Origin of the sequence: Staphylococcus cornubiensis (genome assembly GCF_900183575.1) — a bacterium.
GTDB classification, from domain to species: Bacteria; Bacillota; Bacilli; order Staphylococcales; family Staphylococcaceae; genus Staphylococcus; species Staphylococcus cornubiensis.
This window is the reverse complement of sequence record NZ_FXUZ01000120.1, coordinates 1-207: the sequence shown is the minus strand read 5'-3', so window position 1 is coordinate 207 and position 207 is coordinate 1. Positions and strand designations below refer to the sequence as shown.

The following is a 207-nucleotide window of genomic DNA, read 5'->3' as shown; positions in this document are numbered from 1 at the left end:
CTGTAATGTGGTCTGTTGTTCCATCTGGATATTCTACAGTTACTCCTACATCTGTTGTGCCTTCTGTTTCACCATTTGGTAATTGACTTGGATCATCAATCGTAATTGTTGGTTGATCTCCATCCGTTGGATAGTTCGGTACTGTTACCGCACCTTTCACTTCATCTTCTGATACACCTGTACCATAATCTTTTTTGATTGGTGTTG

1 protein-coding gene is annotated in these 207 nt (G+C 40.1%); it reads right to left on the bottom strand.

Going from position 1 to position 207, the window contains the following annotated elements; all coding sequences use genetic code 11:
• On the bottom strand, positions 1-207 hold a 207-nt coding region (locus CCE82_RS12820; protein WP_206184420.1), incomplete at both ends, for a Rib/alpha-like domain-containing protein.